Source organism: Candidatus Zixiibacteriota bacterium (assembly GCA_040753495.1).
GTDB lineage: Bacteria > Zixibacteria > MSB-5A5 > GN15 > PGXB01 > DYGG01.
Map to the genome: position 1 here is coordinate 1 of JBFMEF010000070.1, position 9,519 is coordinate 9,519.

Genomic DNA, 9,519 nt, shown 5'->3' on the forward strand with positions numbered 1-9,519 from the left:
CAAGCCGCTGACCGACGAAGAGGTCGAGCGTTTCTTTGCCGAGCAGAAAAACACCGGCGTGACCGTTTCCTGCGCGCACGACAGTTATCTGATTAATCTTGGCTCCCCTGATGAAGAACTCTATAAGAAGTCGTATGAGGCGTTCCAAATCGAATTGGAGCGATGTGACATCCTGAAAGTCCCCAATCTGGTAATGCATCCCGGCTCGCATGTCGGCAGCGGTGAAGAGGTCGGGCTGAAACGGATTGCCAACGCCTTCAATATGTTGTTCGAGAAACTCCCTGACAATAAGACAACGGTCTGCCTCGAAACTACCGCCGGTCAAGGCTCCAATCTCGGCTACAGGTTTGAGCAACTGGCGGAGATTGTCGAAATGGTGGAGGATAAGAAAAGGATGGGGGTCTGTCTCGATACCTGCCATATCTTCGCCGCCGGCTACCCGATTCAAAAGGAAGAAGAGTATAAGGCGACTATGAAGGAGTTTGACCGGATATTAGGGCTGGCGCGATTGAGAGTCATCCACTTCAACGATTCGAAAAAGGGGCTCGGCTCAAAAGTTGACCGGCATACTCATATCGGGCAAGGGGAACTGGGGCTGGAGCCGTTTCGACATATTATGAACGATAAACGGCTTCAAAAAATACCGAAGATTCTGGAGACACCTAAGGGGGATGAATTGCTGGAGGATATCGAGAATCTGAAAGTCCTCCGTTCATTGGTGAAGAAATAAGAGGGATACCGGAAGGGGCGAGAGTTGCTTTTATAATAGTGGGCGATGAAGACGTCATTCCGAGCGACGGCGAAACATCACTGCTATCCATAAATCAATCATTGCCTTAACAGACCATTATGACCGCCGCCGTTTTCCGTTGCGATATCGACTCAAAAGTTGTATAATACCGGCAATTCTTTATTAACATTATATATTTATTGGAATTATGAGTAATAGGACTGGACAGATTATTCTGATTGGTATGCTTGCCGGGGTGGTTCTTGGTGCGCTGGGTGGCTATTTTCTGGGCGAACAGATGCTCCAGATTAAGTTTTTGGGGGTTATTTTTCTTAATGCTTTAAAGCTTATTGTTGTCCCGCTAATCATCCTGTCAATGATTGTTGGAGTTACCTCACTGGGGGATATTCGCAAACTGGGAAGAACGGCGGGGAAAACGCTCCTGTATTTTCTGGGCACAACCACAATAGCGGTGCTTTTGGGACTGGTACTGGTCAATATCATTCGCCCCGGTGTCGGCGCCCCCATGATTGGAACCGCCGCTCCGGAAATGATTACCGATTCGGCGCCAATGTCGCTGATTGATATAGTCGTCAGCATGGTCCCGGAGAATTTTTTCAAAGCCGCATCGGAGGGGCAGGTACTGGGACTGATAATTTTCGCTCTTATTTTCGGCGGCGCCCTGACAACACTTGGCGCGGGGGCAAAGAGTGTCATCGACATCCTGGAGACTTTAAATCGCGCCATTATGAAGATAGTCGAACTGATTATCTATTTCGCGCCTGTCGGCGTTTTTGCCCTGATTGGAGGGATTGTAGCGGAAAACCGGGAATCGCTGGGACAGCTCACCTCCGGGTTAGGCTGGTACACACTGACCGTTATAGCCGGGCTTGTCATCCATGGCGTTATTATTCTTCCCCTAATCTTGAGCCTCTTAGGGAAAAGAAATCCCTGGAAATACGTAATAAATATGGGGCAGGTTTTCGCCACGTCATTTACGACTTCCTCCTCATCGGCGACTCTTCCGGTCAACATGACCGCGGTCATTGAGAAAAATAAAGTAGATAAGCGGGCCGGCTCGTTTGTTCTTCCCCTGGGCGCTACTATAAATATGGATGGGACAGCGCTCTATGAAGCGGTAGCGGCCGTATTCATCGCCCAGGTTTATGGCATCGACCTGACCATAGGCCAGCAGGTGATTATATTCATAACGGCTACTTTGGCGTCGATCGGCGCCGCCGGTATTCCCCACGCCGGCACAGTCACCATGGTGTTCGTGCTGTCAGCGGTGGGACTTCCAATAGAAGGAATCGGTTTAATCTGGGCGGTGGACTGGTTTCTGGACCGCTGCCGGACAACTGTCAACGTTTGGGGAGATGCCGTTGGAGCGGCGGTTATTTCTGAGACCGGTGAAATAAAAGCCGGCGAAGTTATCCTGTCGCGAATTAGCCCGGCGCCAGAGACACGGACAGAGAAAACCTATGTCCGCCGGGACCGGCAGGAGCGCCCCGAGCGAATGGAGCGGCGGGAGAGGCCCGAGCGGGGCGAAAGACAGGACCGCCGGGACCGTCCCGAGAGAACTCCTCGCCAGGGACGTTTCGACGAAAGACCGCGGGAGCAGAGACGTCGCGATTATCCCTCCAAAGGTCGGCGCAACGACCAGCGAGGCGGATTCCGTAAGGAGCGCAGCGATGAACCCCGCAAACAGAGCCCATCACCCGATTATATAAAGAAAGAGCTGGAGGAAATACGCAAACAGAAATCTCCGGCAATACCGGTGGCAGGATTCTCCCAGGAAAGTGAGCCTATTGATGCAATGTCGCAGGAGACCGGCCAAAAAGATTCTTTTTTTGATATTGATGTTTCAAAGATAGATTTCTTCCCCGGAGATAAGAAAGAGCCGGACGAGGAAAAAGGCGTTGAAACCGCTCCCGAGCCGGAGACGCCGCCCGACAGAGAATTGACGCCGGATTCGGAACCTCAAGTAAAACAAGAAATTACCGAGAAGGACGGCTCTGAAGAGGAGGATGACTCCTGGGGCAGAATAAAAAAGAAACATCCCAGCCGCTGAGAGATCCAACAACCAGATGGGGACAGTCCGATTTTTAAAACTTTTTCTGAATTTAATAGTTTAATTCAGTGGAAGACGAAAATCGAAAGACTTGTCTGTTAGATCTGTTTATGAAAGAGGTGTTTTGAAGTGAATAGTCTGAAAGTAACCTTCCTGTTTCTCTTGCTGACCATGCTATTTATGGCGGTCGGTTTTGCCCTGGGCGGCAGGAACGGCATGATAATGGCGTTTGGGATTGCCGCCTTGATGAATTTCATCACTTACTGGTTTTCTGACAAGATTGTCTTAAAGATGTATCGCGCCCGCGAGGTGACGGAAGCGAGCAACCGGAGGCTCTGGCGGGTGGTAAGTCACGCATCTCAGAAGGCGATGATACCGATGCCGAAAGTTTATATAATCCCGTCCAAAGCCCCTAACGCGTTTGCTACCGGACGCAGTGTTAATCATGCGGCGGTGGCGGCAACCGAAGGGTTGATTGAGATGCTGAACGATAGCGAGCTGGAAGGAGTCATAGGCCATGAACTGGCGCATATTATCAATAAAGATATGCTGGTCGGAACAATGGCGGCCACCATCGCCGGCGCTATCGGCATTCTGGCATCGATGGCACGCTGGTCGATGATATTCGGAGGGTACTCGCGTGATGACAACCGGGGCAGCAACCCGATTGTTTTGCTGGTGGCGCTGATTGTAGCGCCGATTGCGGCAATGCTGATACAAATGGCGATATCCCGTTCTCGTGAATATAAGGCTGATGCCGAAGGGGGACGGATAACCGGTCAATATCTGCCGCTGGCATCGGCTCTGGAGAAACTTCACAAGGCGCCAGTGCGAATGAACCTGGATGAGCGTCCCGCAACGGCACACTTATTCATCGCCAATCCCCTATCGGGGAAAGGATTTGCCTCCCTCTTTTCGACCCATCCGCCGGTTGAAGAACGTGTGAAGCGTCTTCAGAAACTGGCCATGGGCGGCTACAGCTATTGAAATTGACCCAATCCTGTTAAAGGATGGATAATAAGATATATCTGGAAATGTTAGCCATTCTGGCGCTGATAGGCGCCAATGGCTTTTTTGCTCTCTCGGAATTCTCCATAATCGCCAGCCGCCGAAGTAAATTGAAGCGGATGGCGAAAAGCGGCAGCAGGTCCGCCACCCGCGCCGAAAAACTCCATTCCCGACCCGAAGCGTTTCTTGCCACTGTCCAGGTCGGGATTACTTTTGTCGGGACCCTCGCCGGCGTATTCAGCGGTATGACCATAGTCAACTCCCTGACCCCTTATATCGAAAAAATTCCCAACGCAACTATTTCCGGCGCAGCCCGCTCCATCTCCTTTTTCCTGATTGTTCTGGCCATTTCATTTCTTTCGGTAGTGGTGGGAGAACTGGTGCCGAAATATATCGCCCTGTCTCGTCCCGAGAAAATCGCCGCCGCCGTCTCCTCTCCCATGACCCTGTTTATGAAAGTGACTTTCTTTTTTGTGAGGCTGCTTTCCGGCACGGCGCGCGGCGTTATCCGTCTTCTGGGAATCAAAGTCGGTTCCGAAGCAAGCAGTATCACCGAAGACGAGATAAACATAATTATCGCGGAAGGTCTGGAAAAGGGGATATTCGACGTCACCGAACAGGAATTGATAACCTCGGTCTTCGACTTCTCCGACCGCACCGCCCGTCACGCCATGACTCCCCGCACCGAAATCGTCGGGGTCGATATTAACTGGCCGATGGATAAGGCGCTACAGTTCATAACCGAGAACGGTTTCTCACGCTACCCCGTTTATGACCGTTCCCTCGATAATATCATCGGGATGATTTACACCAAGGATGTTATTCGAGTGATGCAGCACTCGGCGCTGATAATAATCAGGGATATCATCCGCAAGCCGATATTTGTCCCGGACTCGATGAAACTGAATGTCCTCCTGGGGGCTTTTAAGAAGAAGCGGGTTCACGCCGCCATAGTCCTGGATGAATACGGCGGCACCGCCGGGCTGATTACTCTGGAAGACCTGCTGGAGGAGATTGTCGGCGAGATTCAGGATGAGCACGACACCGAGCCGCGGGAGTTTGTGAAACGGTCGGAATCGCTCGCGTATGCCGCCGGCGGGTTTCGTGTCGATGAGCTGAATGATGAATTCCATACGGAGCTTCCTGAAGACGGTCCCACCACCCTTGCCGGACTGGTGGTGGAGCATCTGGGGCGGCCCGCCGCAAAGGGGGAAGAAATAGTTATAAAAAATCTCAAGTTTGTCGTTCTTGAGGCAGACGGAAACCGTTTGAAGCGGCTCAAAATAGAAAGACTGCCGCAGGACGAAAGTTATTCTATCTGAAGGCGCGGGACCGCTTATCCCGGCGGCGTCTGAGAACTGAATTGAAGAAAGGAATATTATTGTGTTTGAAGCGATCATACAACCGATAGCGCAATGGATTATCGGCGTTATTTCCGATATGGGATACCTGGGGATTGTCTTGACGATGGGCATTGAATCGGCCTGCATCCCGCTTCCGTCGGAAATCATAATGCCGTTTTCAGGATATCTGGTTTCGACCGGACGATTTACCATGCTGGGAGTGTCGCTGGCCGGCGCTTTTGGATGTGTGGTCGGCTCCGTGGTGGCGTATATCGCCGGCTACTATGGGGGTAGACCGTTTCTTGAAAAATACGGAAAATATATCCTTCTCTCTAAAAAGGAGATTGATTATGCCGAGCGTTGGACGGTCAAATATGGCGATGCCGCTATTTTCGTTTCCCGACTTCTGCCGGTAATCCGGACTTTTATCTCACTTCCGGCCGGAATCGCCCGAATGAATTTCATCAAGTTCATTATCTATACCTTTCTGGGCTCCCTTCCCTGGTGCTGGGCGCTGGCTTATATCGGCAAAGTCCTCGGCGATAACTGGAATACTATCGGTAAGTACTTCCATCAGGTTGACATTGTCATTGGAGTCCTGATTGTCGCCGGCATAGCGTTTTTCATCTGGCACAAATTCAAAAAATAGGTTAGATTCGAATTCACGGGGGATTGGTTCTTTAGTATATCAATTGAGAAGCGCCGGGTCGATTCCGCAAATGCCGGGAATTGACCCGACGCCGTATTCTGAAGAATATTAATTCCGCTTACATATCAGACCACACCCTGGTCCAGCATGGCATCAGCGACTTTGAGGAATCCGCCGATATTTGCCCCCAGCACATAGTTGGTTGGCTGCCCATAGATGGTGGCGGTGTCGCGGCAGGTCTTATGAATCGCTTTCATGATATTCTGCAGCCGCTGGTCAACCTCCTCACGGCTCCAGGAGAGGCGCAGCGAATTTTGTGACATCTCCAGACCGGAAGTGGCGACGCCGCCGGCGTTGGCCGCTTTCCCGGGACCGTAACAGATTTTGGCATGGATGAATTGGTCGACCGCGTCGGGGGTCGAAGGCATATTGGCCCCTTCCGCGACCAGAATACAGCCGTTTTTGAGAAGAGTCTTGGCGTCTTCGCCATTCAATTCGTTCTGCGTGGCACTGGGAAAAGCGCAATCGACCGGCACCTTCCAGAGCCCGCGTCCGTCAAAATATTTAGAGGACTTAAATCTCTCGGTATACTCTTTAATGCGACCCCGCTTGTTGTTTTTTAACTCCATCACCCAGTTAAGCTTTTCGGCGTTGATGCCGTCATCATCGACAATATACCCGTTGGAATCCGAAAGGGTCACCGCCTTGCCGCCGAACTGGCTTATCTTCTCAATAGTGTACTGGGCTACATTGCCGGAGCCGGAGACGGCGCACCTCTTTCCTTTCAAGGAATCTCCCTTGGCGTTAAGCATCTCCTCGGCAAAATAAACGCACCCGTAGCCGGTCGCTTCGGGACGAATCAGACTCCCGCCCCAGTTCAGACCTTTGCCCGTAAGGACTCCTTCAAAGAGATTCTTTAGCCTCTTATATTGGCCAAAGAGGAATCCTATTTCCCTGCCGCCAACTCCGATATCACCGGCCGGGACGTCGGTGTTTTGTCCGATATGGCGATACAGCTCATTCATAAAACTCTGGCAAAAATTCATAACTTCGTTATCCGACTTCCCCTTCGGGTCAAAATCGGACCCCCCCTTGCCGCCACCCATGGGAAGGGTTGTCAGGCTGTTTTTGAACACCTGCTCAAAACCGAGAAACTTTAGGATACCGAGATTGACGCTGGGATGGAAGCGCAAACCACCCTTGTAAGGACCAATGGCGCTGTTGAACTCGACACGAAAACCGCGATTTACTTGAACCCGGCCGTTGTCATCGACCCAGGGGACTCGGAACATAATGACCCGTTCCGGCTCCACGATTCTCTCCACAATACGAGCCTCGACAAACTCCGGATGTCTCTCGAGCACCGGCTCCAGAGAGGCGAGAACTTCCTGCACCGCCTGGTGAAACTCCGGTTCGGCCGGATTTTTCGCTTTCACCATAGCCATGACTGATTCAAGGTACTGATTCATTTTGACTCCTTGCCGTTAGATGAATAGTCTGACAACCTCTTCACAAACTATCTTAATCTACAGGCAGTGGGGCAAAAGTCAACAGCATTCTCCATTTTAGGCTCTTCATTGTGGAATATTGTAGCATTCACCCAAGCACGGTGGGGAATCTTTACCCGCAACACGCTGATATCGGCTGACTGTAATGTCGGCTCCAGGGTTGACAAAGCACACCGGATTTGTCCTGTTATCACGGTTTTTCCGAATGAACTGGAGTTTCTTATTGACTTCATCATCAACTATTATTTAGTTAGTAAGTGTTAACTAACCGACAAGAGTTTAAGATGCCTATTAGATTGACTGCGGCTCAGCGCCGACGCCAGATCATTCAGAAAGCGACCGAGCTTTTCTCAACGCACGGTTTCGAGAAAATGACGGTTCGTCAGCTTGCCGGAGCCTGTCATATTACGGAAGCGGCTCTTTACCGGTATTTCCCCTCCAAAGACAGAATCTACAACGAGGTACTGGAGTCGTTGCGGGAGAAAATCAAACTGGAAGAACTGACCGGCAGAATTGAGGGGAGCGACAGTATCGATGATATACTGTTTGCCGTAGCCCGGAATATTATCAAAACCTTCAGCGGCAACAGAGAGCTGTATCGTCTTCTTCTTTTCGCTTCCCTGGAGGGGCACTCCCTTGCCGGAAAGGTCTTTACAACCATCCGGAGCCCTTATGTCGGCCTTCTTGCCGCCGCCTTGAGGAGATTGCGGGATGGCGGGAAGATTCAGCCGGTCAATCCCCTTATTACGGCGCGCTGCTTTGTGGGGATGGTGATGGACTGCGCCCTGGGGCTTCACTTATGGAAACGAATGCAGAAGGAGAATTTTGACCCGGAAGTTATTATAAATAATAATGTCCCGATTTATGTCCGGGGACTGAAAGTCGTGAAAAAATCTTAGCAATTGAACGCCTTGAATGAGAAAGGAGTGGAATGAATTTGCGAAGAGTTAAGTTGCCGCCTAAGCCGGGCGCGGGGTTGCTTTTGACTCTGTTTCTGCTGGTCGGCATTTTTGTCAGCAACGGCGCGGCATCGCCGATTCCGCCGGGCGCGGTCCTGGTGGGAAATGAAACTTGCGCCAATTGTCATACCGAAATTAGTGAAAAATTTCACAAGACAAATCATGGCAGCGGCTACACTTCCCACACTGATGACAACATCGTCGCCTGTGAATCGTGTCATGGGCCCGGCTCCGCCCATGTTGACGGCGGCGACCCCGCGTTGATTTTGAATCCGGCCAGGGACGAGGGCGGCGAATCGTCAGACTGGTGCCGCAGTTGTCACGGCGGCATGGACGGGCTTTCATCGCTGGCGCACCACGAAGTCGAAGGAAACTGCGCCTCCTGCCATCAGGTGCATGTTGATGCACCTCAGTCGCTGAAGCAAGAAAGTCCCGCCCTCTGCTATGACTGCCACAGCGATATTAAGGCGAAGATGGCGTTGCCGTCGCGCCATCCAGTAGGACCGGGATTTCTCAACTGCCTTGATTGCCATGATATTCACGGCACCAACAACACCCTGACCGTGGATGAAAGTCGGGCCGAGCGCTGTATCACCTGTCATACTTCCAAGCAGGGACCTTTTGTCTTTGAGCATGCGCCTGTTACGGAAGATTGCGGAATCTGTCATGACCCGCACGGCACGGTCGCCGATAATCTCCTGAAGCAGAATGAACCGTTTCTCTGCCTCTCCTGCCATCCGGCACATTTCCATACCACCATTGCCGCGCTGGAAGGAGATTTTGTGGCTCCCCTGAACGCGACCCGGACCGGCGTTTCCACCCATGACGGTTTCAAGAAGGGGATGCTCACCAAATGCACGCAGTGCCATTCTGATATTCATGGCACCGATATGCCGGCGCAATCTATAACCGGAAGCGGCGCGCTTACCAGATAAGGAGAAAGGGAGAATGAGAAAATATATAGTTTTGGCGATGACCCTGATAGCTCTCCTTGTTGCCGGCGCCAGAATCTCCGCTCAGGATTCGGAGCCGGATTACCGCGGTGAGCTGCGTCTGGGTAGTCATTACACCGGAGTGAGCGAATATTATAAGAAGGTTGCCGAGTATGACCGCGGCAGAGATGGCATGCTTCCCGATTTCGGTTTCAGATTCGACAGCCGCTATCGTTCCGGGTATCTGGGTCTTTCCGGCGACTACTACGACCCGCGACGTCACGGCTTTGAATTAGTTTCACGATACCAGGAGCTGTTC

General features: G+C 51.6%; 9 protein-coding genes. 8 read left to right on the forward strand and 1 reads right to left on the reverse strand.

The genetic code is table 11. The features are described 5' to 3' along the window. The 5 genes from AB1690_04585 to AB1690_04605 all read left to right on the forward strand — a co-directional run. Window positions 1-730, forward strand: a 730-nt coding sequence (locus AB1690_04585; protein ID MEW6014580.1) for a deoxyribonuclease IV, incomplete at its 5' end; no start/stop codon positions are given. Between the two features lie 208 nt (window positions 731-938). Beyond that, complete coding sequence (locus AB1690_04590) at window positions 939-2,801, forward strand: dicarboxylate/amino acid:cation symporter (GenBank protein MEW6014581.1); 1,863 nt, start codon at window positions 939-941, stop codon at window positions 2,799-2,801. Window positions 2,802-2,930: 129 nt separating this feature from the next. Then, complete coding sequence (locus AB1690_04595; GenBank protein ID MEW6014582.1) at window positions 2,931-3,788, forward strand: zinc metalloprotease HtpX; 858 nt, start codon at window positions 2,931-2,933, stop codon at window positions 3,786-3,788. Window positions 3,789-3,811: 23 nt separating this feature from the next. Continuing rightward, entirely contained in the window at window positions 3,812-5,131 is a 1,320-nt protein-coding gene (locus tag AB1690_04600) for a hemolysin family protein (protein MEW6014583.1), read from the forward strand. 61 nt (window positions 5,132-5,192) lie between these two features. After that, the gene (locus AB1690_04605; GenBank protein MEW6014584.1) at window positions 5,193-5,801 is read left to right on the forward strand and encodes a DedA family protein; all 609 of its coding nucleotides are present in this window, start codon (window positions 5,193-5,195) and stop codon (window positions 5,799-5,801) included. Between the two features lie 125 nt (window positions 5,802-5,926). Here AB1690_04605 and gdhA read toward each other — a convergent pair whose 3' ends face one another. After that, window positions 5,927-7,270, reverse strand: a complete 1,344-nt coding sequence (gene gdhA, locus AB1690_04610) for an NADP-specific glutamate dehydrogenase (GenBank protein MEW6014585.1) — start codon at window positions 7,268-7,270, stop codon at window positions 5,927-5,929. A 323-nt stretch (window positions 7,271-7,593) separates the two neighbouring features. Between gdhA and AB1690_04615 the strand changes: the two genes are divergently transcribed. The 3 genes from AB1690_04615 to AB1690_04625 all read left to right on the forward strand — a co-directional run. Continuing rightward, the gene (locus AB1690_04615; GenBank protein MEW6014586.1) at window positions 7,594-8,208 is read left to right on the forward strand and encodes a TetR/AcrR family transcriptional regulator; all 615 of its coding nucleotides are present in this window, start codon (window positions 7,594-7,596) and stop codon (window positions 8,206-8,208) included. Between the two features lie 32 nt (window positions 8,209-8,240). After that, a complete protein-coding gene (locus AB1690_04620) occupies window positions 8,241-9,203 on the forward strand; it encodes a GSU2203 family decaheme c-type cytochrome (GenBank protein ID MEW6014587.1) in 963 nt (320 codons plus the stop codon). 13 nt (window positions 9,204-9,216) lie between these two features. Then, window positions 9,217-9,519, forward strand: a 303-nt coding sequence (locus tag AB1690_04625; GenBank protein ID MEW6014588.1) for a hypothetical protein, incomplete at its 3' end; no start/stop codon positions are given.